Raw genomic sequence first — 23224 nt, 5'->3', positions numbered from 1 at the left:
AGGGCGAGATGCTGCAAGCACAGCAGGTATTGCAAGGGCGTTATCAACTTCAAGCGAAATTAGGACAAAATGCTGGGCGTCAAACCTGGCTGGCAACTGACATTGAGGCATCACCGCCACAACAAGTCATCGTCAAACTGCTAGCCTTCAGCCCCCAGATGCAGTGGGACGAATTCAAGCTATTTGAGCGCGAAGCGCAAGTTCTGAAAAATCTCGATTACCCCAAAATTCCCCAATATCGAGATTATTTTTCCCTAGACAAGCAGGTTGGCGCTGGTTTGTGCTGGTTTGGATTGGTGCAAGAATACATTCCCGGTGCCTCCCTGCAAGAATTATTGAAACAGGGCAAACGCTTTACCGAAGCCCAGGTGCGGCAGATTGCCACCGAGGTACTGAATATTCTCATCTATCTGCACGAGTTAAGCCCGCCGTTGCTGCACCGCGACATCAAGCCCAGCAACTTGATTTGGGGAGAAGATGAACAAATTTATCTGGTGGATTTTGGTGCAGTTCAAGATTCTGCCGTGGCGGAGGGAGTCACCTTCACTGTGGTGGGAACCACTGGCTATGCGCCCCTAGAGCAATTTTGGGGAAAGGCAGTTCCGGCATCCGACTTGTATGCGCTGGGGGCAACTTTGATCCATTTGTTAACCGGCATCGCCCCGGCAGATTTGCCCCAAAAGAATTTACGGATTCACTTTAGCGACAAGGTTAGCCTTAACTCCAATTTTGTCCGGTGGATTGAAGCGATCGCAGAACCCGATTTAGAGCAACGATATCGCACCGCCCGTCAAGCACTGGAGGATCTCAAAGCCAATCGTTCTCTCAACGCCCTCCTGCAACAAATCCGTCAGCCTGCTGGCAGTCGCGTTCAGCTTTGGAAGTCTTCTACTCAGTTAAAAATTAAAATTCCTGGGCGGGGAATCTTGCTAGTTAAAGACATTCTCGCCTTTACAGGGAAATTGATGCTAGTAGCGACCTCCATAATCGCTCTATTTTTGCTGGGTTTGGTGCTGTTATCGCTGGCTTTCTCAATATTTTATATGCTCCTCTCCCTGTTGTCATCGCTTCCTACGATGTTTTTGTTCATTTTCTCCATTCTATTAACACTTATTTTGGGTCGGCTATGGATGAGCCTACACAATGAATTGTGGAAAATTCCCGCCGATTTGAAATGGCCCATACTCAACTATTGGGGAGATTATTGCATCGAATTCTATCAAGATAACTTTGTAATTAAAAGGGAATTGTTTGGGTTGAAATATCTTAGCCATCGGGGGAAAGTTTCTAGCATCAAAAATGTTGAAGCAATTCCTTTAGAAGGAGTCACTCTCGAAACTGGATTGCTGAAATACTGTTTCGCTCAGAACCTGACTGAACCTGAATGTAACTGGATAGCTCGACAGATCCAAGACTGGCTGAGATAGGAGCAAATGACCAAGGACCATCCCAAACTAGGTATTCGTAATCTTTCAATCCTTCAATTAGCAACTAACTAAGTAAAATTATCATGCTGCAAGCAGAAAAGATATTACAGGGGCATTATCACCTCACACAACAACTGGGACAAAATGCAGGGCGTCAAACCTGGCTGGCAGAAGATTTAGAAGCAGAACCCAGCGAATCGGTAATTGTCAAATTGCTAGCTTTCAGCCCTCAAATGCAGTGGGAGGAACTCAAGCTGTTTGAACGGGAAGCTCAAGTTTTGAAAAACTTAAACCATCCCAGAATTCCGACCTATCAAGATTATTTTTCTCTCGATGAACAGGCAGGCGGCGGCTTACATTGGTTTGGATTAGTGCAAGATTACATTCCCGGCAATTCCCTGCGTCAGCTATTAGATCAAGGCAAAAAATTTACACCAGAGCAGGTACGCTATGTTGCCACGGACATCCTAGAAATTCTAATTTATCTGCACGAATTAAGTCCACCTGTATTACATCGAGACATTAAACCTAGCAACATAATTTTGGGGGAAGATCGGCAGTTTTATTTGGTTGATTTTGGTGCGGTTCAAGACCGTGCAAAGGCAGAAGGTGTCACCTTTACTGTGGTGGGAACCAGTGGCTATGCGCCACCAGAACAGTTGTGGGGACGTGCAGTTCCATCATCCGACCTTTACGCACTAGGAGCCACCCTAATCCACTTGTTAACTGGAACGCCGCCTTCTGAGTTACCGCAGCATCAGATGCGGATTCAATTTACCGATAAAGTTCGCCTCAATCCTCATTTCAGCAGTTGGATTGAGAAGCTGATAGAGCCAGCTCCAGAAAAACGATTTACCACGGCGCGCGAGGCACTTGAAGCTCTGCAACAAGTGGAAAATTTTAAAAGCTCCAATAGCGAAACAGAGGCTCCGCCAAAGGGCAATTCAGTTCGTTATGGTCGTTTAGTCCTTTTAACTGTGCTGCCATTATTTACTTTTATGGCTCTCATTGCGGCTATTGCTCTGCCAAGTTTTTTTAACAAGCGGGCCAAAATTGAAAAATCAGAAGCAAGACAATCTGTTGGGGCCATGAATCGGGGTCAGCAAGCTTATTTTATAGAAAAAAATGACTTTTCTGATTCGGTTGAAAAACTAGGGGTTGGCGTTGAAAATAAGAAAGGAAATTACGAATATGCAACTCGTATGGTGGCGAGTAAAGCTGCATTTAACTACGCAATACCCCATCGTAATAACAAAAGCTATGTTGGAGGTGTGTTTATAGTACCTGCAAAATCCTCAGATGCTGTTAAGGGCAAGATGAAAACAATAGCAATTTTGTGTGAATCTAATGCTGTTGGTGCTACCAAACTACCAGAGCCAATTTATAACAATGGCAAACCAGCCTGTCCTGCGGGCACACTAGAGATACCAAAAGAGCAGATAGGAAGGTAGATAAGGGCGCTGTGACAAGATGAAAAACCGAATTATCAGTATACGTGAAGGCAAATACTAAGTTTCTAAATCCCTCATCTCAGCTTTCTACGGAAAATAACGAATAATGCTGCAAGCCGAACAGATATTACAGGGGCGTTATCAACTCAAACAAAGATTGGGACAAAATGCGGGACGACAAACTTGGTTAGCGACGGATATTGAAACTGAAGAAAAAAATTTAGTCGTTGTCAAACTCCTCGCATTTGGCGGCGAGGTACAGTGGGACGATCTCAAACTGTTTGAGCGAGAAGCACAAATCCTTAAGCAGTTGAATCATCCCCGAATTCCTAAATATGGGGATGATTTTTGTATCGATGAGCGATCGCTCTGGTTCGGGTTAGTCCAAGAACACATCCCCGGTACCTCTCTGAAGGAATTACTCGTACAAGGGAAAAAGTTCACTGAAAAGGAAGTCCGTAAGATTGCCTCGGAAATTCTGAATATTCTGATTTATCTACACGAGCTGAGTCCCCCAGTCCTACACCGAGACATCAAACCGAGCAATTTAATTTGGGGTGATGACGACAAGGTATATTTGGTTGATTTTGGAGCGGTGCAAGATAAAGCCGCGAAAGAGGGAGCTACCTTTACTGTCGTCGGAACTTACGGCTATGCGCCGATGGAACAATTTGGCGGAAGGTCTGTTCCAGCTTCAGACTTGTATTCCCTGGGAGCCACTTTAATTCATTTGTTGACAGGTACGGCACCGGCAGATTTGCCTTCTCGGAACTTGCGGATTCAATTTTCTGAGCAGGTGAGCATCAGTCCCCCATTCATTAGCTGGATTCAAAAGTTAACAGAACCAGCTCCAGAGGAACGGTTCGCGGGTGCAAAATCTGCCCTGAAAGCGCTTAAAGAAGGAACAAGGATTAAAACTTCAACGGGTATCCAACCTTCAAAGCAACCAACCCTGGTCAATAATTCTGGGCAAGGCGGTTTATTGGATGAGACAGTACCAGTACCTGATGAAATCAAAGGTTGGAATTGGGGCGCATTTCTGATGCCTTATCTATGGCCTTTGAGCAATCATGTTTGGATTGGACTTTTAGCCTGGATACCGAGTGTCGGCTGGTTGATGGGGTTCGCCCTCGGTTCTAAGGGCAATGAATGGGCTTGGAAAAGTAAAAAATGGCGGAGTATTGAACAATTCAAAGCCCATCAAAGAGGCTGGGCGATCGCGGGATTATTTATCGGGATACCGATGGCTTGGGCATATATCTGGATACTCACCCTTTTTCTCCATGCCCTCTAAAAACCTCGCCAAGATCGCGTGGTTAGCTGAGTGCATAATCAGGGTTCAAAGGAATTGAAGCATTGACTAAGGACAATAACGGGCCAGTTTGCTCCTGTCCATTGGTCGCCAAATCGCTATGGCACAGATAAATTCGCTCCCCCACTCGCCCCAGTAAATCCAGCAAAATCCGCCGCAGTCTTTGCTCATCTGCTTCTTGGGTATCTTCTTCGGTTAGCGCCTCTCCCGACCAATCCTTGAGAAACAAGGGGGCACCGTAGAGAGTGGCAGCACCGCCTTTTGACCAGAGGTGGGAACCGGCATCGAGCCAAAATTGCCAGCGGTGAAAGCGACGAGCTGCCCGATATTGGAAGATGGTTGCCAAAGTCACGGCGTGACGGTCAAGACCCAGGGGGCGCACGGGGTAAGGGTTAGCGGTGACAGTACCGCGACGCAACAAGCAGATAAACCGATCGATGGTGGTGTAATCTGGGGTTTCAATGCGATCGCTCTGCCGCAGCCGTCCATCGACTTCCCAGTAGTGTTGGGCGGTTTCCATCAGTTCGCGTAAGGCGGCTAGCTGGTCGTAGGGGAGATTGCTGCCTTTCCACAAAAACTGCTGAATTGCCCGGTCAAGCAAGGCGACGCAGTTGGGAATCAGACGCTGTTCCAGCTGACCTCGTTGCACTTCTAGCCACTGCAAAATTTCTTCATAAGCAGCACAGGCTGAGTGCCCTAGCCGATCCCAGCGGGGGAAATACGTCACCGGCAGCAACCGGGGTTGCTCTGGATCGGGGGAATAGCAGTAATCGGCTAATAAACCCGCCCTGACTGGGTCAATCTTGAAGGATGAAGGATGAACGATCGGGGATGAATGGGTGCTACCTCCTGACTCCGGACTCCTGAATCCGGACTCCTGACTCAGTACTACCAGCATTTCCGCAACGGCATCCCGGTCTACCAGCCGCCCCAAGCCTGGATAAACGAGTGCCAGCAGCGTCAGCAGCGCCCGGATCGTCGGGGAAGCATTCAGGGGACGCTGTTCGCTCAAGGTTTGGACGGGGATATCCTGGCTGCTGAGGATTTCGATTAAGGTATAGCGAGCGATCGCATCCAAACCAGGGGCAATCACTGCCACTTCCTGAGGTTGCACCTGCCCACTGTGTATCGCCTTTGCGATCGCCAAAGCGGTTTCTCGCAACAACTGAGCGCGGGATGTGGTTTGAATCAACTGTACCGAATCTGGTAAGGTCAACAGAAACATGGGATCGCTCACCGCTTCCACCACCGGCTTTCCGTAAAGTGCCGCCACACTGCTCGGTTCCTGGCTCAAAGTTTCTACCTGACAGCGCCACTCCAGACTGGCTAGATAATTTGGATCGGCGTTCAAACCGAGTCGTACTGCCCCATCCGGATTATAGGTAAAGGCTCCGGCTGCTCCTTTATCTAAAAGGAAGTTGAATAGATCGCAGGCGATCGCTGGATAATCATCCACATTATCCGCCAGTACTCCCTGATACCGGCGAATCAAGTGCTGCTGATAAGCTTCGTCTGGCAGCAGATAACGCCAATAAAGTTCGCAAATAATCCCATAGGTCAGCAATCCCCGGTCTAAACACCATTGCCGCCAATCAATCAGCAATTTTCCGATTTTCTCCCAGTCGGGACGATCCACCACCGGATCGTCGTCCCTGGCAAACCCTTGTTGATCTGCAAAACCTTGTTCGAGAAGACTGGGAATTTCTTCAATAGGTCGTCCTGCGATCGCGCACAGCTGCAACAAGTCCAGAACGCGACGCACCGAACGAGACTCGCTCACCCCCAAAAACTGAAGGCTACCATTATCCAACTCCGGACGCCACAACCGGGTGGCTAACTCCTGCTCAGTTTCTGGGCGCAGTCTAACTGGAAATTGTGCCCTAAGATTCAACCGCTGAATCAATAAAGGCCAAAATAAGATCGCCTCGTCCTGAAAGAAACCCAAAGGCGTTTTAGATTGAATCGGATACCGCCCCTGTGTTGCTGTAGCCAAGCGGTCAGCTAATTCGCTCCGATTATCATCATTAGCAGCAAAGACTAAAATTGTCGGTGCCTGCTCCCGCCTTCCCGCCTTCCGACGCCAACCTCGCGGTTGAGATCCCCGTTCAACCCACTGGCAAAACAGGTTTACAAGGCGAGTTGTCTTTCCACTGCGAGTCGGCCCGACGATCCAGATGGTCTGCGATTGCGTTAACATTGCTAAACGCTGAGTGATACTTGTGTAATCGTTCGGTTTCTATTATGAAACTATCTTTCTTGTCACAGCTCCAATCTTACTTAGGAACTGCCAACCAGTGGTTCTCAGAAACTCCTGAGAGAGCCTTGGATCGCGCATATAAGGCAGCCTTAATGATTAAGGCTTTGGAAGATGAACATTTTGACGGAAAAAAAATCTCCCCCGATGGTCAAAAATACCGTGAAAATGCCATGTCTTTTTTTGAAACGAAACTTAAAAAATATTTAAAAACGGCTAAATTTGGGCTAGCAGAGTTTCAGGCCAGCACTTCAGTAGTGACTCGTTCTAATCCAGATGTAACAAGAAAAACAAGGACGACTGGAGCGGCAAATTTTAGAACAGAAGATTTTGAACCTCAAGATAAACAATCCATAACTTTAGAAAAGCTTAAATTTATTGATGATGTTTTATCTAAATACAAGCCTGAAAAAAATCGTTCCTCATCAGCCTTAGTCCCTGTTCCTAAATCTAAATCTGTAGAAGTAAATTTGAGGAAGGTTGACCGGATTGAAGCGAAGAATCTAGTCAATCAGCCAACTTTGTTTTCTACAGACGACCGAGTGGCTGATGAGGCAGAAACAATGACTGACACAACCAGTTTTGTGCCTCGCTCAATCTTGAGTACGCTAGATCGACTCAAGAGAAACTTTGACCCGAATTCAGAAGAAGAAGTTGTTCAAAGTTTTCGTACTTCTCAAACGAAAACCATTGTTTCTATTCGGTTTATTTTAGTTTTAATTTTAGTTCCTCTATTAACTCAACAAGTAAGTAAAACTTTCTTCGTCGGCCCTCTTGTCGATCGCTTCCGGGAGCCAAACAAAACTGAGATTTTCCTGAATGTCGATCTAGAAGAAGAGGCTTTTCAGGAATTGCAAAGATTTGAAGAATTACTAAAATTCAAAAACTTAATGGGTATAGCTCCTCAATTATCTAAGGAGGAAATGGAAGAAGAAGTTAAAGAGAAGGCATTAAAAATTGGGGAGGAATATAGTCACCGAAGTGCCAACGCTATCAAAAATGTTTTTGCCGACCTAATTGCAGCGGGATCTCTTTACCTATTACTACTTAATAGCCAAAAAGAAATTGCAGTTTTCAAAGCTTTTATAGATGACGTAGTTTATGGTCTCAGTGACAGTGCTAAAGCTTTTATTATTATCTTGTTCACTGACATCTTTGTAGGATTTCACTCTCCTCACGGCTGGGAAGTCATTCTGGAAGGAACGGCAAGGCATTTAGGCTTACCAGAAAACAGAGATTTTAACTTTCTATTTATTGCTACATTTCCCGTCATTTTGGACACGATATTTAAGTATTGGATTTTCCGCTACTTAAACCGAATCTCTCCGTCAGCCGTTGCTACTTATCGGAATATGAATGAATGAATAATTAAAAATGCAAACTTAAAGATTAAAGAAAAGGGATTCTTTCCACCACTTTTAATTTCTAATTTTTAATTTCTCTAGGGTAGTGGGGACGGCAAGGACTGCCCCAGCAGACCTGCTGGGGTGGAATGTTACCGAAAACGCTGCTACGTGCCCCAATCACAGAATTCGCTCCGATTTCAACCCCAGGCGCAATAAAGCAATCTGTGGCAATCCAGACGCCGTTGCCAATCGTGATACTGGCTGTCATTAGCTTGAAAGCTGGGTCTTGGATGTCATGACTGCCGGTACAGAGGTAGCTTTTTTGGGAAATGACGCAGTGCTGACCGATCTGAATGCGGTCAAGGCTGTATAAAACGACATCATCCCCAATCCAGCTATAATCTCCGATTTCGATTTTCCAGGGATAAGTAAAGCGGGCGGTTGGTCGGATGACTAAGCCGCTGCCGATTTTTGCCCCAAACAGACGCAAAAGCCAGCAGCGGATACCGCTAGAGGGATGGGGAGTTAAGGGAAAGGCGATCGCTTGTACCAACCACCACAGCAAGACAAACCAACCCGGTCGTCCTCTGTCAAACCAGGATTGGTCGTAGCGGCGTAAATCAACAAGAGATTCCGACGCGATCGCTGGCGGTTGTTCGCCTGGTTCCAACACCCTACACGCTTCCTTTTAATGAATCTGGCTGGGGTACGGGCTGGGGAGGCACGGAGGAGGAAGCTGCTACGTTCAACTGACCGCCAAACTCCATTAATTCATAAAGTTTGACGCCAATTTGATACTCGTATTGACTCATCAACCGTGCATAGATGTATCCAGCTTTCCCATCCAAAAAGCCTCGCTGAATAATGTAAATCAAAATAAACCGAATCAACGGTTTGAATGGAAGGCGCACCCAAGTTTTTTTGAGATACCGCTTGCGCTGTACCGCATCCCCAAACAAATTAGCGCCAATCGTGCCGCTTTCGTCTTTGCCAGTCAGGATATTTAAATAAACGCGGGCTTCCCAGTTCGAGTAGCGGTTATGCCGTTCCAACCAGTGGAATACGTCCCGAAAGTCAATGTGCAGCATATCGTTTTTCAGATAGCCTGCTTTGCCTTGCAAAATGACGTGTTCGTGAACTTCGTTGTCGCCTGTGTTGCGGATTTCTTCTGTCCCCAAGTTTTCGTAGCGACCTGTTTTGTGCTTAAACAAACGCAGGTTCCAGTCGGGATACCTACCGCCATGTTGAATCCATTTGCCAAGGAAAAATACTTTACGGTTCAGGTAGTAGCCTTCGTATTCTGGATTCTGAATGGCAGTTGCAATTTCATCCCAGAGTTCGGGGGTAATGCGCTCATCACAATCAACAATTAGCACCCATTCGTTACTAAAAGGCAGATTGTCCAAAGCCCAGTTTTTCTTTTTAGGCCAGCGACCGTTGAAGTGAAATTGGACAACTTTTGCGCCGTAACTTTCGGAAATTTCAATCGAGCGATCGCTACTTTGGGAATCTACGACAAACACTTCATCAGCCCTGGCTACACTCTCCAGGCAAGCCGCCAGATTTGCTTGTTCATTTTTAGCGGGAATCAGAACCGAAACAGGAAGTTTGGAGGGTGTGGAGGTCATGACCGTGAAGGATGAAAGAACAATTAGAAATTAGCAATTAAGAATTAAAAATTAAGAATTTTCTTTTTCAATTTTTAATTCCGGCTCTGGATTTTGCACTTTGAAAGGAGCAGATAACATCCCTTGAATTGCTGCACTCAAATAACCCACCTGACCGTAGGCATACACGAGATTGTCAAACCGTTGGGCAGCATCACCAAAATATTTAACAGATTTGTAGAGACCTCGCACGAGTCGTTCGCCTCCTAACAATAGCTGGCGCGGTCCTGCCTTACCGGCGATTTGTTCGCGGTAACATTCACTGATGCCCTGCCACCAGCCTCGGCTCAAAAACCAAGCTTGTTCAAGGCGTTCGGGAGATACATTATGGGCAACCAAGGCGTCAGGCAGATAGGCAACTTGCCAACCTAATTTGAGTGCCCGTTCTGTCATGTGTAATTCTTCATTTGATAACAAATTTTTTCCGACTCGACCCAGATTAACATCGAACCCCTCAATTTGCTCTAAAAAGGTACGTCTGAGCGAGTAATTCAAGCCTCTGGGGGTCATACCAGGTTGTTTGATATAGACGATGGAATCTCCTAAATCGTATGCTCCCAAGCACCCAGATAGTCCAGGGGAAAGCCACAGAGGAGGCGTGATGCCATCGGGCCAGATTAAGGTAACTTTGCCACCCGCGATCGCTAGTTTTTCATTGCTTTGATAAGCATCATAGAGTGCCGACAGCCAAGACGGGCTAGCAACGGCATCATCATCTAGATAGGCGAGAATTGCACTTTTGGCTTCCTTGGCACCCGTGTTGCGGGCGACAGATAGACCCATAACGCCTTCGTAGACGTATCTTACCCCTGGTCGTGCTTTGACGATTTCGGATGTGCGATCGCTGGAGGCATTATCCACTACCACGACTTCAAAATCCGGAAAATCTTGATTCAGCAAACTATCAATGGCAGCACCTAAATACTGCTCTCGATTGTGAGTACAGATAATCGCAGAAACTTTAGGCTCTGTCATAAATTTGGGATTGGGGACACCTTAATTAAAAGTGCAAAATTACAAATTAAAAATCGCAGAAATTACTGATTTTCAATTTTGAATTTTGCATTTTTAATTCTCACTTAGATGACTATGTAGAACAACGAGTGTTTCCGCTAGTTGACTGAGGCGGGTTTCCAGATCCTCTTTGCGATTCAGCAGCAGGCGCAGCTTTTGATAACGAGCGATCGCGACACTCACACTCGGAATCTGTTCGGGTGGACAGGGACGCGACCAAAATTGACCATTCTCATCCATTCCTACCAGGCGGTATCCAGCCCGTGGAGATTCACAAGTCACCTTTTCATCGGGTTGATTGCACAGTTCTTCTACATAGTCCATCAGCTGGTGTACGGACTTGGCATGACCCTTGTCTACCACCTGACGCAGCGCCTCAACCCCAACCTCTGGTTCGCGGGAATGAGACTCTAACCAACCATCAACAATCGGCCCTTCTAGATAAATATCTTGAATTTGGCGCAAGGTTTGATGAAGTTCTTTCTGCCAACCTCCAACAATCGCTTCAATTTCTTGCAACAGGGTCATCGCCAAGGCAGGATTGGCAGCGTTCCGATGGTTGGTGAAACTGGGAGCTTTTAATTTTGGCAGGACGGGTGTCTTGCCAGATTGCTTTTGGTCAGAGAGAGCCTGTACGGTCATTGAAATTGAGCGATTGGCATCTGATGATGCCTCTGAACCCCACCCCTTCGGATCGGGCTGATCTTCCCAAGGGGACGGATTGTCTATGACAGGACTTTGATCAGCCAATCGATCCAGTGTTGTCTCAATCCGTTTTAATTCTGGTTTCATAGTTATCTGACGCCACTCCTGCAAATCAAACCTGTTAACTAACTGCCGCTAGAATCTCTAAAAGGTTGGGATTGGTGCTTTTCCTGGTATTTTTACTTGCTTTGTGTTTCTATGCTTTGTGTTTCTATTTTATTTGTTTATTTGTCTGGTAGGATTAACGGTCTCGATGCACAAAATGAAAATTTATGGGAAGCCTGACCGCTAGAATAACCCGGACACTGTACAGGTGGGTAAGATACAAATCCTGCCACTGTTGAATTTAACTTTAATGCACAACTCGCCGGAAACGGATAAAAAAGTTCTTTGCGATCGCATCTGAATGACTTCTGTTAAGCATTTAATCTTAGTGACTGGTCCAGCCCGTTCCGGGAAAAGTGAGTGGGCGGAGACTCTGGCAATGCGTTCGGGTAAGCCGGTTATCTATGTGGCAACGGCTCACGTTGACCCCAACGATCTAGAATGGCTGGCTCGAATTGAACAACATCAACAACGACGCCCTAGGGAATGGACAACGCTGCAAGTGCCACTAACACTGGCGGCAACGATTCGGGCATCTCAAAATTCTAGTTGTCTCCTCGTTGATTCTTTGGGAACTTGGGTGGCGAATTTTTTAGACCAAGACGATGAATCTTGGGAAAGGACGTGCCAGGAGTTGCTGGAAAGTTTGCAAAGTAGCATCAGTGATGCGATCTTGGTGGCAGAGGAAACGGGGTGGGGCGTTGTTCCCGCCTATCCCCTCGGTCGAATGTTCCGCGATCGCTTGGGAGGGTTGGTGCGTCGAGTGGGCGCGATCGCTAACCCAGTCTACTTAGTTACTGCCGGTCACGTTCTCAACCTGAGCCACCTGGGAACGCCGTTACCAAAATTATCATAGGCGCTAGCATAGAAAGACTTAAAGGCAAACTGGCAATTGCGAATGACTCATTGCTAATTGAGAAAAAGCGAGTTGTTCATTACCCTATACCTATTACCATTCACTCCTTTGCTATGGCATCTCAACACCAAGTCAAACAGTATCTTGCTTATTGGTTTCAGTTAGGCAAAAAAGTTTTGATTCGGAATGGTCAAGAAGCGCTGCTGCCGCAACCCGTGATTCGGGGCGATCGCTACTCGCAAGAATTTGAAAACTGCTGGCAGCAAATCCTCTCCCCAGAGTCGGGGGACTGCTACTTAGAGGGCACCGCAGAACCAATTGCCCAGTTGCTGACACCGGCATGGGATGTCTCACCCTGTTCTCGTTGCACCATGCCCGTCCCCGTCCGGACTGCGGGAATGCCGCCTTTAGAGTGTCCCTGTAACGATCTCAGCGGCTGGCCCAACACAGAAGTTCCGCTACCGCGATCGCCCGTCAGCAGTCAAAACCGTCTCGTTGAAATACGCGACCGGCTCCGGAACGCCAGCGGTCTGTAAACAGTAACAATGCACAATTAAAAATTAAAGATTCTCTTTTTTAATTTTTAATTTTTAATTCCTCTTCCCGCCGCCGAGGCACCTCATAATTTAGAAAATCATAAGCCAATTCCGTACTCGGAAAAATGGCACGCGCTTCCGTAAGCAGGTCATCCAGCACAATGGCATTACCGGGGGCATAGCGGGGACTGAAATGAGTCATGATCAAGTGCTTAACACCAGCAGTATGAGCAACTTGAGCCGCCATCGTTGAAGTGGAGTGCAAGCGATCAAAAGCTAGCTGGGCGTCTTGGTGGGCAAAGGTCGCTTCGTGAATTAACACATCTGCATCCTGCGAAAGTTCTACCGCCTCGTCGCAATAAACTGTGTCGGTACAGTAAACAATTTTGCGACCGATTTCTGTCGGCCCACACAGATCTGCCCCATGAATTTGCCGCCCATCTAGCAGCGTCACAGTTTCGCCACGTTTGAGTTGTCCATAGACCCGACCCGGAGGAATTGACAGGGCTGCGGCTTTTTCCACGTCGAAGCGCCCCGGACGGTCTTTTTCAGTGACTCGGTAGCCAAAAGCAGTGACGCGATGCTTCAGGGGACCACAGGTGACGATAAATTCTTCATCTTCATACACCACTCCAGGCTGTACGATGTGAACCTGAACCGGGTAGGAAAAATGGGTTGAAGAGTATTGTCTGCAAGCACGCAGGTATTCATTGAGACCGGGGGGACCGTAGAGGTCAATGCGTTGAACATTGCCAGCCAAACCACAGGTTGCTAAAAGACCCATTAAGCCGAATATATGGTCTCCGTGCATATGGGTGATAAAAATACGGTTCAGTTGACCGATTTTCAGGTCACTCCGTAATAGCTGGTGTTGGGTACCTTCACCACAGTCAAACAGCCAGAGTTCTCCTCGTTGAGGTAGCCGTAAAGCCACGCTGGACACATTGCGCGATCGCGTCGGTACACCGGAGCTTGTCCCTAAAAAAGTAATTTGCATTTTGGCAAGAAAACGGTCACAAAGTCTAGGAATTGCCTTCCGTAACTATCCTGACACAGCATCTGGGGAACACGCACTTCCTCTGAAGACTCAGGATAAAAGTTCACAAGGTTTATGAGTAGCACTCCGGCAGCAAACATGGTAAATATATCCACGATAAGAACAGTTCAGTGGGTTGTGCCAATTTACAAGCGGATTTGCTCTCAAGGGTCTTGAACTAAGGAACGTGGATTAAATAACTGACACTCATTCATCTTCTGTAAGGGCTTTTTCTGTGCCATATCCATACGCTTTTGAATTGGGGCTTAATAAATCCACCTTCCTAAGAGAAGTTCAAGGACGGGATTCTGGCTCTCATGCTCAATTTAAGTGGAATTTAATGATGACTATCCCTAGCACTCCATTTGGCATCGTGTGAGGAATTTTATATAGATGGTAACTAAACAGTTCCTAGGCAAACAGAAATCCTTCATGCTTCAGACTTCTTGCTTCATCTTAGGCTTCGGGAAGGCGTCCTCCGGGCGGCTACATCCTTCTAAATGGTGGCTGACTTTTTTGTTGTGGCTCATGCTGGTTGCTCCTGCGAAAGCGATGGAACTGCGCGTAGCGATTCAAGAAGGCGTCAGCAAGATTACCGTGGGCAGTTCCACCAAAGCCGTAATCCGCGATAGTGCCGGTCGAGTAGTAGGGCAAATGGCGGCAATGGATGGCATGGAAGCCCGTCCTACAGGCGGTGGCGTGGCGCTGGGCGGAGAGCAAAGCACGCAACTGATAGTGGAACCGACGGCTGGCGGTTATGTTTGGATCGGCGATCGCTGGTATCGGGGACGCACTCGATTGGTTCGCACCGGCAAAGGACTCACCGCCGTCAACCAAGTTGATTTAGAACAATATCTTTACAGCGTCTTAGGCTCGGAAATGAGTGCTAATTGGCCTCTGGAAGCCTTGAAGGCGCAAGCTGTCGCCGCTCGTTCCTACGCCCTGTATAAGCGTCAAACTGCTGGCAATAGCGTTTTTGATGTCGGCGATACCCAGACTTGGCAAGTTTACAAAGGTCTGGAAACCGAAGCCGAGTCAACGCAAATGGCTGTAAATGCCACGGCTGGGCAAGTTTTAACCTACAACGGTCAAATTATTCTTGCTGTCTTCCACTCCGCTTCTGGAGGACACACGGAAAATGTGGAAAATGTTTGGTCGGAACCCTTGGCTTACCTGCGCGGCGTTCCTGACTACGACCAAGGGACACCGGGCTACCAGTGGCAGAAAAGCTTCTCCCGCAACGAACTTAGTCGGCTTCTGGGTGTAAGCAATGTTAAATCTTTGATACCGGAACGCACCACTCCTAGCGGACGGATTATGACGATGAAAGTCGTTGGAAGTGGTAGCACGCGGCGGATGACTGGAAGTCAGCTGCGTCAAGCACTGAAGCTTAGGAGTACGTTGTTCACGGTTAGCTCTACAGGAACGGGTTTTCAGCTCAACGGTCGTGGTTTCGGTCACGGTCTTGGTTTAAGCCAGTGGGGGGCTTACAATTTAGCTCAGCAGGGGACAAACTACCAGCAAATTTTGGGGCATTATTACCAGCGCACCGCGATCGCTAGCATGAAAGTGCAGTAGAGGCGGGGCTGTTACCTCCCCAAAGTCGGGATGAGCGAAGCGGTAGCCACCAAGTGACATCGCTTCGCTCATCCCGGAGCGATCGCTCCTTGCTTTTCAGCTGACTTAATCAAACGCCAGAAGGATTGCTGTGAAAAAGTGGGAGTATCTCTTTGTTCGGTTTGACTACTTTGCAGGCGATCTCCGACCCAAAAGTGTCAACGAAAAAGACTTTCGAGATAAACAAGACATCCCACCTCTCCATGAATTATCCAATCAACTCGGACAGGAAGGCTGGGAATTAACCGGCGTGAATTCCCATCCGGGTTATGGTTATGGTTTCTTGATTTTTAAACGCCCCAAGGAATCTTTATGAACCGCTCTGGTTGAGGCGACGCTGCCATTCTGCATCAATCTTATCGGCTTGCTCAATCTCCTGTTCTATAAGCTCGGTTTCGGTCGTGTAGGCTAAATCCTCGCGACCGATGACTGTTTTCGCAGCAAATTGTTGAGCATAAGCAATTTTCTTCTGCAAAGCGGAATTCGCTTGATTTAACAAGATGGCTCGTTCTTGTCGTTGTTGATTTCGGGCTTCAATTCGCTGATTTCTCCACTGAATCCAGAAATAGCGAATTAAGGGAATTGACAGGAAGGCGATGCCGTAACTCAGTAAAATCCAGTAAATTGACTGCACGAAGGCGATGAGTCCGCCAGATTGTGCTAATTGAACTCCTATCTCACCCCGTAACAGGGAATTAAGAACTAAAGCACCGATAATATTCACGGCACCTAATCCAGCAGAGAGCATAATTTGTCCGCTATCGGCTTGGCTAAAGCGCCAAGGACGCTCTCGAAGATAAGCAGCCACCGGCTGCGAATTTCGCTCTTGCGCTGTAGTTTGTAATTCTGGGAAGTGATAGACGATTTCTCCGTCTGGGCTGACTTCTGGTTGCCCATTAAAACGAGTGAGGACGGGCAGCATATAATCTTCGTATTCTTTGCCCCAGCCTTTACCCATGTCATCGAGATAAGGGGCGATTTGTTCGGCTGTCACCGCACCCTGATTATTGCGAATGACAGTGGCAATTTCTTGCCAGCGGCGTTCTTCTAAATCGGCATTAGGATTCCCATCGCCAAATAGAAAGGAGAAGACGGCTTCTAGGAAGTTCATCTCTCTCTTGCCTTGAGGGGATGAGACACGACGCTGCTGGTAGCGATCGCTATAGTCTGGATAGAAAAACCACCAGATGTCAGGGCCAAACCAGAAGCGGGGCATAAATACCATACCGCCGCCACCGTGATGACCGCCGCCGGAATCATCGCTGTCGCGGCTGCTATTGACGGCGATTAGAATAACTGCGATCGCGACAAAAATTAGGACAATGGAAGCAATCAGGATAATCCCGAAGGAAATCCGGATCAGGTAAAACAAAACTTTCCAAATTTTTTCCCACCATTCCTTCAGTCGCAGCCGCAAGAACTTATTGCGGAGAACGGTTCGGAAATTCTTAGGGAAAAGGTAGACTATCTCGCCGGTTTCTGCTATCTGCAAGTGTCCACCGGCGTCGGATGCCAGAGCGAGTAATCCAGCCTGAGCCATGTTGACATTTAACCCAGCTTGGGTTGCCACGTCGCCAACCGTGACACGGTAGCCCAGGTGTTCAACTGCTTGCATGAGGGTGGGATTGGGAGCCATGTGCTTTCCTCAAGGACGGAGGCTACTATCACCAGTATAAAATTTTGGCAAATTCCAGCAGGCAGATTATGAAACCCAGAACTTGCGCGATCGCTCTTAACCTATTCTCTGTTAGCATCTGCCACACTAAACTGAAGCACCGCTTCGCCTCGCTAATGTGGCTGTCCCTTTTTCTATTCTCACTTCTGGGATTAGCAACACCACTCAAAGCAGCCAATCTGGAACACGTTCAACAGTTGCTAAAAACTAAACAATGTCCTCAGTGTGACTTGAGGGGCGCTGAGTTAAGAGATGCGGACTTGAGGGCGGCTGACTTGAGGCGTGCCGATCTCGCCGGTGCCAATCTTAGTGCTGCCGATTTAAGGGGTGCCAATTTTGGCGGGGCAAATCTAGGCGGTGCCAGCTTTATTAATAGCGACCTCAGCGGTGCTAACTTGAGCGGCGTTAATTTGAATTTGGCTGCGCTGATTAAAGCCAATCTCACAGGCGCTAACCTTGCCGGTTCTGAGTTGACGATGGCGAAGTTACCGGGCGCTGACCTCACAAAGGCTGATTTGCGGGAAACTAATCTGATTAGTGCTGACTTGAGCAATGCCATTCTCCGAGGAACGGACTTGCGGGGGGCAGATTTGCGAAATGCTGATTTTGAGAATGCGCTTCTCGAAGGCGTCCAGCTCAATAGTGCAATTCTCCCAGATGGCACTTTGCATTATTAACCTCAACCATAGTCAAGGGTGCATTAGCCTTACATCTGAGCGATCGCCAAGCTTTAATTCCGTATATATAAGCGCACAGATTTCCATTCTCTAAATATACACAAGAACTAGTATTTATTTTGTATAAAATAATACGTCTGCGAAAAAAATGCTGAGAAACTCGGTTGATTGAGGAAAGAACAAGAAATGCGCGATCGCATTTGTTAATCTCAATCCAGTTGACTCCCAGAGCGCGTTAAATTAGCTTAAAGAGCATCACTGAGCGATAAACTGACCAGTCTACACTCTCCTAATTAGCGCAGCATTACAGAGCCGGATATGCCAAGAACGCAAAAAAACGATAACTTCATTGACAAGAGCTTCACGGTAATGGCGGATATAATCCTGAAAATCCTGCCTGCCAACAAGAAAGCAAAAGAAGCCTTCATCTACTACCGCGATGGTATGTCAGCGCAGGCAGATGGTGAATACGCCGAAGCTCTAGACAATTACAGGGAAGCCCTAACGCTAGAGGAAGACACTTACGACCGCAGTTATATCCTCTACAATATGGGGCTGATATACGCCAGCAATGGTGACCACGAGCAGGCTTTGGAATACTACCACCAAGCCCTTGACTGTAATCCCCGCCTGCCTCAAGCGTTGAATAATATTGCCGTCATTTACCACTTCCAGGGTGAAAAGATCAAGGAAGATGGAGATCCCGAAGCTGCTGAAGCTTTGTTTGACAAAGCAGGAGAATATTGGAAACAAGCGATTAGTATGGCTCCGAATAACTACATCGAAGCCCAAAATTGGCTCAAAACGACTGGGCGCTCTACGATGGATATCTTCTTTTAGGTAATAGGGAATAGGTAATCAACACAAGAGAAAAAATTACCTACTACCTACTATCCAATGACCAATTACCAATAAGCCATTACCACTGTTATGATTGACCGCGAACAAGTTCGCAAAGTTGCCCATCTGGCTCGCCTAGAACTGACCCCCGAAGAAGAAGCCCAATTTACAACCCAACTAGGCAGTATTTTGGAGTATTTTGAACAATTAAGCGAACTTGATGTCAGTGATGTGCAACCCACAACAAGGGCAATTGATGTCAGCAATGTGACCCGCCCTGATGAACTGCAACCCTTTCCCCACCGGGAAGCTATTCTCACAGGTGCCCCAGATCAAGAGGGTGACTTTTTCAAAGTGCCAAAAATCCTCAGCGCTGAGTAAGGTACTCGCCCTATTTTGCACCTAAGACCGATGAATTTTAGGTGAGAACCTGAGCCAATAAGTGTGGGGCAATCTTCCTGGGGTTGCCCTTCATACTCTCAAAGGAGAACGTTATGGGTTTAGGTCTTTTGATTGATGGAAAGTGGGTTAGCGAACGAGAACAAGAAGACTCCCAAGGAAAATTTATTCGCCCATCAACAACCTTCCGCAACAAAGTTACAGCTGATGGTTCTAGTGGCTTTAAGGCTGAACCGGGCCGCTATCATCTCTATATTTCCTGGGCTTGTCCTTGGGCGCAACGAACCGCAATTATGCGCCAATTGAAGGGATTAGAAGATGTTATCAGTCTCTCAGTTGTGGCACCCGAAATTGCTCAAAGTAGTTGGGAATTCTCAGAAGAACCAGGTTCTATCCCCGATACGGTAAATAAGACTCGCTATTTGTGGGAAGTTTATCTTAAAGCGGATTCTAATTATAATGGGCGGGTGACTGTCCCAGTTCTTTGGGATAAAGAAACTGCCACGATTGTGAATAATGAATCCCGCGAGATCATTCGGATGTTTGATACAGAATTCGATGATTTCGCCAAGTCTGAGATGAATTTTTATCCAACAGAATTGCAGGAGGCGGTTGATAAGACGATTGATGCAATTTACCAACCGATTAATAATGGCGTTTATCGGGCAGGATTTGCGACTAGCCAAGCCGCCTACGATGAAGCGGTGACGGAACTATTCGATGCTCTCGATCGTTGGGAAAAAGTGTTAGCGGAGCAACGCTATTTGTGTGGAGAAAGCCTCACCGAGGCAGATTGGTGTATGTTTACCACTCTCTTGCGCTTCGATGCCGTTTACTATGTCCACTTCAAGTGCAATTCACGCCGGATTGTGGATTACCCCAATCTCTGGAATTACCTGAAAGACCTCTACCAGGTGCCGGGGGTAAAGGAAACCTGCAACCTCGACCATATCAAACGCCATTACTATAAAAGCCACCCAAAAGTTAATCCCACCAGAATTGTTCCGAAAGGGCCGTTAATTGATTTTGAGGAACCTCATAACCGCGAACAATTATCGCCTAAAACCAAGGCGATCGCTGTGTGATTCTTCATTTAAAAAGCAAAGTGGATACTACCCACCTTGCTTTTTTTTTAACTAGGGTGAAAACGCAAATGCTGTAAGCATCTGAGCTTAAATATCACTTGATAATCCCGATTAAGGATTGAAAGAAGTCAGGGTAAGAAATAGCCGCGGCTTCCGCACGCCCAATTGTGGTAGTGCCTTCTGCATTAAGGGCAGCAATTGCTAAACTCATGGCAATTCGATGGTCGGTATGACTATCAACATCAGTGCCGATGAGAGGAGTGCCCCCCGTAATTTCTAACCCATCGGGTCTTTCTGTAACCTTGGCACCCATGCGGTTGAGCTGAGATGCCATAACGGCAATGCGATCGCTTTCTTTGACCCGCAACTCGGCTGCATCTCGAATGACAGTAGTTCCTTGGGCAAACACTGCCGCTACAGCCAAAATTGGAATCTCATCTATCAGGCGAGGAATTAGAGTGCCAGCAATTTCACATGCCTTAAGGCCACTGGAACGTACCCGCAAATCTGCGACTGGCTCACCCGCGACAACCCGCTGATTTTCAATTTGAATGTCAGCGCCCATCTTCTCCAGAGCTTCTAGAATGCCGGTACGAGTGGGATTAATCCCAACATTTTCAACACATAACTCCGAACCCGGTACAATCGCCCCAGCAACCAACCAAAAGGCAGCTGAGCTGATATCCCCAGGCACAACCACCGGCTGCCCTTGCAGCTTGGTTGAGCCAGTAATGGTAACGCTATTGGTTTCTGGATCGATGCTGAGTTCTGCCCCAAAAGCTTTGAGCATCCGTTCGCTGTGGTCCCGGGAGAGGGCAGGTTCGGTAACGGTAGTTTGTCCTTCCACCATTAATCCAGCTAGGAGGATACAAGATTTGACTTGTGCTGAGGCAATCGGGGAGTGATAGTGAATCGGTCGCAGTTGTCGTCCTTGAATTGCCAGAGGCGCTAAAGAGCCGTTCTGACGTCCCCAAATTTGAGCGCCCATCTCTTGTAACGGTTTGACAACACGGGACATTGGGCGCGATCGCAGCGAGCTATCCCCCGTCACAGCAAAAAAACGTCCCGGATGAGAGGCGAGAAGCCCCAGCATCAGTCGCAAGGTAGTACCTGAGTTACCGGCGTCCAAGACTGAGGTTGGTTCTTGTAGGCAGCCGAGTCCGATGCCCTGAATTCGCACCATTTCCGTATTCAGTTCCGAAATTTCGGCACCCATCGCCCGAAAACAGCTAGCAGTGCTGCGGGGATCTTCTCCCAAGAGGAGTCCCTGAATGGTGGTTTCTCCTTGGGCGATCGCTCCCAACATCAAAGCCCGGTGGGAGATAGATTTATCCCCTGGCACCCGAATGCGTCCCTGCAAGGATAGCCCTGCTGCGGGATTCTGAATAATTAAACGATCCTGATTTTCAGTATTTTCTAGCGTGACAACTGCGGCTGGCATGAAGAAGGACTGGGATGAAGTTGCAAATAGTGATTCTACCAATTGCTGACACTGACGATAGCACTGGAGTTATAGCAATTCTCGATTGGGTTGCGATACATCTGTAGGGGCATGGCAATCAAAAAGCCCCTACCAAACCTTAGAACCGCAATACATTCCATCCAACTGAGAAGTGCTACAGTAACCACTTCAGTCCCAATAGCTACTTTTGAAAGCCTATTCCTATCTTCTTTTTACTCTTGCCCTTAGATTTTGATTTATTAACCTCTGCCAGCGCTTCCTGAAATAAATCATGTAAATGCACTGGCACACTGGCAATCTCCGGTAAATCAGGCTCTAACGCCTTGTTATATTCTTGGAGTAAAGCGTCTAAATCGCGGTCAATTTTCAATTCTGGACGCTGTAACACTGTTTTCAACAGCTTTTCCATTTGGGCTGGATAAGTTTCGGCTAAGCGATGCCAAATGAAGGCATTAATCGTCGAGTCTTCTAGATACTGACGAACCAGCTTCTCAGTGTTTTCAATGTTGTTCTGCCAGTCTTCTGCTTCTAGCATTGCCTTGAACCGGCTGTATGTAGGCAGAAATATTTGACCCCAACGAGGATGGGTGAGGGCTGTTAGCTGTTCGGCTTTCTTGAGATTTGCAGGCAACTCAACTTTAGGTGTCACCATCTTAGTTGGGTTTTTGCTGTCAAACATCTGAGCGATCGCTTTTGAATCGGCACCTGATTCTTCTGCGGCTGCTTTCATTTCCTCTTCTGTAACCCCAGCTTCTGCGGCTATTTCGGAGAGCGATTTATTTTCATCAATGCCTGCCGCTGCTAAGCGTTTCTTAGTTAGTAATTCCTGAAATTCTTCTATCTTCTTATTCATCTGGTACCCAGGCATTACGACTTCGTCGCTACCAAAAAAGCCCAGAAAATCTTGGTGATATTGTTCTACTGATTGCCACGCCAGTTCTAGAAGTTCTGGGGCATCGCTATAAAGCGACTTGTTGTAATTTTCCTTAAAATTTCCGATTGCCACCGCCAGCTTGGGTTTTCCTAATCTCCCCATTGGGATACAAGGGCCAGAAAACATCCAGACGCTCTCGGTTACAGGTGCAATGCGAGTGAGTAAAATTTCTCCCTCTTTAAACCGGCTCATCTCCTGCCACGTTAGAAGCGTGTTTGGCTTGACGATGTAGCGCTTAGCAGTCAGCCAGTTCATCAACTCAAAGCCATCTGGTAAGACTTGGAGCGTAGCAAACAAGCCAATGAAGCTACACCGCCAGCTACCGACTAAGTTGCGATCATTTTCGGACAATTCTGGCTGGCTCTCCAGAAACAAATCCAAAACGTCTTTATCCCCATCCCCTACTTTTCCTTCAGTCAAGAAGGTATCAATAATTAGGTCTCTTTGTGCAATATCCTGACGCTCTCGGTGTGGCTGAGCAGCGGCATAAGCTTCTAGCGATTGCGCCAGCTCTCCTTCCGCCTCCAAGACAAACTCAATTAAAGCTTGTTTTAATTCATGCGATCGCTCTAATATGGCATCCACAGCTCAATCTCTCGTTCAACAATTCTAGGTTAAAGGTTATTCAAGAAATTAAGCAAAAGTATTTATCCCCCAATACAAAAAGCAAAAAAGCTCTCTTGCATCATTATTCGGCAAGAGAGCTTTTTGATAATCAACCTGGCACTGAGCTATTTTCCCAGGCAGTCACCCACCGAGTATCTTCGCCGCAGTTGCGTTTCACCTCCGAGTTCGGGATGGAGTCGGTGTGGTTCCACAACGCTAG

Annotated in this window: 21 protein-coding genes and 1 rRNA gene; 12 read left to right on the top strand and 10 right to left on the bottom strand. The window is 47.3% G+C overall.

From position 1 onward, the window contains the following. Nucleotides 1-8: 8 nt before the first annotated feature. The 3 genes from NDA03_RS16740 (at nt 9) to NDA03_RS16730 (ending at nt 4172) form a co-directional block, all read left to right on the top strand. A complete protein-coding gene (locus NDA03_RS16740) occupies nt 9-1427 on the top strand; it encodes a serine/threonine-protein kinase (RefSeq protein WP_348238638.1) in 1419 nt (472 codons plus the stop codon). Between the two features lie 83 nt (nt 1428-1510). Further along, on the top strand, nt 1511-2878 hold the full coding sequence (locus NDA03_RS16735; protein WP_348238637.1) for a type IV pilin-like G/H family protein: 1368 nt from the start codon (nt 1511-1513) through the stop codon (nt 2876-2878). 106 nt (nt 2879-2984) lie between these two features. Then, the gene (locus NDA03_RS16730) at nt 2985-4172 is read left to right on the top strand and encodes a serine/threonine-protein kinase (protein ID WP_348238636.1); all 1188 of its coding nucleotides are present in this window, start codon (nt 2985-2987) and stop codon (nt 4170-4172) included. A 22-nt stretch (nt 4173-4194) separates the two neighbouring features. Here the strand turns inward: NDA03_RS16730 and NDA03_RS16725 are convergent, their stop codons facing one another. Further along, on the bottom strand, nt 4195-6387 hold the full coding sequence (locus tag NDA03_RS16725) for a recombinase family protein (protein ID WP_190414374.1): 2193 nt from the start codon (nt 6385-6387) through the stop codon (nt 4195-4197). 44 nt (nt 6388-6431) lie between these two features. Here NDA03_RS16725 and NDA03_RS16720 point away from each other — a divergent pair, with 44 nt between their 5' ends. Beyond that, a complete protein-coding gene (locus tag NDA03_RS16720; protein WP_190414373.1) occupies nt 6432-7808 on the top strand; it encodes a proton extrusion protein PcxA in 1377 nt (458 codons plus the stop codon). Nucleotides 7809-7869: 61 nt separating this feature from the next. Here NDA03_RS16720 and hpsU read toward each other — a convergent pair whose 3' ends face one another. The 4 genes from hpsU to NDA03_RS16700 all read right to left on the bottom strand — a co-directional run bounded on the left by hpsU (nt 7870) and on the right by NDA03_RS16700 (nt 11263). Next, complete coding sequence (gene hpsU, locus NDA03_RS16715) at nt 7870-8463, bottom strand: hormogonium polysaccharide biosynthesis acetyltransferase HpsU (RefSeq protein ID WP_339380476.1); 594 nt, start codon at nt 8461-8463, stop codon at nt 7870-7872. A 1-nt stretch (nt 8464) separates the two neighbouring features. Then, a complete protein-coding gene (locus NDA03_RS16710; protein WP_190414372.1) occupies nt 8465-9418 on the bottom strand; it encodes a glycosyltransferase family 2 protein in 954 nt (317 codons plus the stop codon). A gap of 51 nt (nt 9419-9469) precedes the next feature. Beyond that, nucleotides 9470-10432 carry a glycosyltransferase family 2 protein gene (locus NDA03_RS16705; RefSeq protein WP_190414371.1) on the bottom strand — a complete coding sequence of 321 codons (963 nt, stop codon included), beginning with the start codon at nt 10430-10432 and terminating at the stop codon, nt 9470-9472. Between the two features lie 93 nt (nt 10433-10525). Continuing rightward, the gene (locus NDA03_RS16700) at nt 10526-11263 is read right to left on the bottom strand and encodes a hypothetical protein (protein ID WP_190414370.1); all 738 of its coding nucleotides are present in this window, start codon (nt 11261-11263) and stop codon (nt 10526-10528) included. 319 nt (nt 11264-11582) lie between these two features. Here NDA03_RS16700 and cobU point away from each other — a divergent pair, with 319 nt between their 5' ends. Beyond that, nucleotides 11583-12137 carry a bifunctional adenosylcobinamide kinase/adenosylcobinamide-phosphate guanylyltransferase gene (gene cobU / locus NDA03_RS16695; RefSeq protein ID WP_348238635.1) on the top strand — a complete coding sequence of 185 codons (555 nt, stop codon included), beginning with the start codon at nt 11583-11585 and terminating at the stop codon, nt 12135-12137. A gap of 113 nt (nt 12138-12250) precedes the next feature. Next, the gene (locus tag NDA03_RS16690) at nt 12251-12673 is read left to right on the top strand and encodes a hypothetical protein (RefSeq protein WP_348238634.1); all 423 of its coding nucleotides are present in this window, start codon (nt 12251-12253) and stop codon (nt 12671-12673) included. Nucleotides 12674-12713: 40 nt separating this feature from the next. Here the strand turns inward: NDA03_RS16690 and NDA03_RS16685 are convergent, their stop codons facing one another. Continuing rightward, the gene (locus NDA03_RS16685) at nt 12714-13670 is read right to left on the bottom strand and encodes a ribonuclease Z (RefSeq protein ID WP_190526345.1); all 957 of its coding nucleotides are present in this window, start codon (nt 13668-13670) and stop codon (nt 12714-12716) included. Between the two features lie 471 nt (nt 13671-14141). Here NDA03_RS16685 and NDA03_RS16680 point away from each other — a divergent pair, with 471 nt between their 5' ends. Further along, nucleotides 14142-15287, top strand: coding sequence for a SpoIID/LytB domain-containing protein (locus NDA03_RS16680; RefSeq protein WP_190430423.1), 1146 nt, complete (start codon nt 14142-14144; stop codon nt 15285-15287). Between the two features lie 130 nt (nt 15288-15417). Next, nucleotides 15418-15642 carry a hypothetical protein gene (locus tag NDA03_RS16675; protein ID WP_190414362.1) on the top strand — a complete coding sequence of 75 codons (225 nt, stop codon included), beginning with the start codon at nt 15418-15420 and terminating at the stop codon, nt 15640-15642. Here NDA03_RS16675 and NDA03_RS16670 read toward each other — a convergent pair. Further along, nucleotides 15637-16962 (bottom strand): hypothetical protein, encoded by a 1326-nt coding sequence (locus tag NDA03_RS16670; protein ID WP_348238633.1) that lies wholly within the window; start codon nt 16960-16962, stop codon nt 15637-15639. The two genes, NDA03_RS16675 and NDA03_RS16670, sit on opposite strands and share 6 nt — an antisense overlap. Before the next feature lie 68 nt (nt 16963-17030). On the opposite strand from NDA03_RS16670, the gene NDA03_RS16665 reads away from it, so the two are divergent. The 4 genes from NDA03_RS16665 (at nt 17031) to NDA03_RS16650 (ending at nt 20002) form a co-directional block, all read left to right on the top strand. After that, nucleotides 17031-17678 carry a pentapeptide repeat-containing protein gene (locus NDA03_RS16665; RefSeq protein WP_242037125.1) on the top strand — a complete coding sequence of 216 codons (648 nt, stop codon included), beginning with the start codon at nt 17031-17033 and terminating at the stop codon, nt 17676-17678. Nucleotides 17679-17996: 318 nt separating this feature from the next. Continuing rightward, a complete protein-coding gene (locus tag NDA03_RS16660) occupies nt 17997-18518 on the top strand; it encodes a photosystem I assembly protein Ycf3 (RefSeq protein ID WP_190430410.1) in 522 nt (173 codons plus the stop codon). 90 nt (nt 18519-18608) lie between these two features. After that, on the top strand, nt 18609-18899 hold the full coding sequence (gene gatC, locus NDA03_RS16655; RefSeq protein WP_348238632.1) for an Asp-tRNA(Asn)/Glu-tRNA(Gln) amidotransferase subunit GatC: 291 nt from the start codon (nt 18609-18611) through the stop codon (nt 18897-18899). 113 nt (nt 18900-19012) lie between these two features. Beyond that, complete coding sequence (locus tag NDA03_RS16650) at nt 19013-20002, top strand: glutathione S-transferase family protein (RefSeq protein WP_348238631.1); 990 nt, start codon at nt 19013-19015, stop codon at nt 20000-20002. Nucleotides 20003-20096: 94 nt separating this feature from the next. Here the strand turns inward: NDA03_RS16650 and aroA are convergent, their stop codons facing one another. The 3 genes from aroA to rrf all read right to left on the bottom strand — a co-directional run. Beyond that, a complete protein-coding gene (gene aroA, locus NDA03_RS16645) occupies nt 20097-21443 on the bottom strand; it encodes a 3-phosphoshikimate 1-carboxyvinyltransferase (protein ID WP_348238630.1) in 1347 nt (448 codons plus the stop codon). Nucleotides 21444-21645: 202 nt separating this feature from the next. Next, nucleotides 21646-22983 carry a hypothetical protein gene (locus NDA03_RS16640; protein WP_348238629.1) on the bottom strand — a complete coding sequence of 446 codons (1338 nt, stop codon included), beginning with the start codon at nt 22981-22983 and terminating at the stop codon, nt 21646-21648. Nucleotides 22984-23116: 133 nt separating this feature from the next. Next, nucleotides 23117-23224: ribosomal RNA gene (gene rrf / locus NDA03_RS16635) — 5S ribosomal RNA — on the bottom strand; the annotation flags it as partial.

It is taken from the genome of Trichocoleus sp. Lan, assembly GCF_039961855.1.
Taxonomy (GTDB): Bacteria; Cyanobacteriota; Cyanobacteriia; order Cyanobacteriales; family FACHB-T130; genus FACHB-T130.
The sequence above is the reverse complement of the archived record's forward strand: the minus strand, read 5'-3'. Positions and strand labels throughout refer to the sequence as shown.